The sequence below is a fragment of the Loigolactobacillus bifermentans DSM 20003 genome, assembly GCF_001434575.1.
GTDB lineage: Bacteria > Bacillota > Bacilli > Lactobacillales > Lactobacillaceae > Loigolactobacillus > Loigolactobacillus bifermentans.
This window is the reverse complement of record NZ_AZDA01000110.1, coordinates 1-596: the sequence shown is the minus strand read 5'-3', so window position 1 is coordinate 596 and position 596 is coordinate 1. Positions and strand designations below refer to the sequence as shown.

Annotated in this window: 1 protein-coding gene; it reads right to left on the bottom strand. The window is 47.8% G+C overall.

Annotated features, from left to right (window positions below; all coding sequences use genetic code 11):
- Positions 1–596, bottom strand: a 596-nt coding sequence (locus FC07_RS11975; protein ID WP_157050161.1) for a peptidase dimerization domain-containing protein, incomplete at both ends; no start/stop codon positions are given.

Below are 596 nucleotides of genomic sequence, written 5' to 3'. Positions count from 1 at the left end.
AAGCAGCTTTCCCAAGTTTCGCCAGCAGTCATCCGACGGTCTAATGAAACGGAGCAGCCATCGGCAACGGCACAACGACTAGGAGATGAATAGAAGATTTGTGAAGGTGTCACGGTCCCACGGCCTAAGAAGCGGGCTTCTTGCCATTCAGGGTTGTTCTTTTCGTTTAACATCTTAACCAGGCCACTGATAACGGTACTTTCAGTGTCACCGTTGTTGTTTAATTGACGCACGTCTTGTAAAATGTCCATCATCTTGTAAATGGCGTTGTCACCACGTTCTGGTGCAGAACCGTGGCAAGATTGGCCTTTAACGTCAACGCGGATTTCCATCCGGCCACGTTGGCCACGATAGATCCCACCATCAGTTGGTTCAGTTGAAACAACGAATTCAGGCTTAACGTCTTCTTCGCTTAAGATATAATGCCAGTTCAAGCCATCGCAGTCTTCTTCTTGGACGGTTGCGGCAACTAAGACAGTATAATCATCGTTGAGTAAGCCTAAGTCTTTCATGATTTTAGCGCCATAAACGGCTGAAGCAATCCCGCCTTCTTGGTCAGAAGTCCCACGGCCACCGATTTCAGTGTCTGTTTCGTA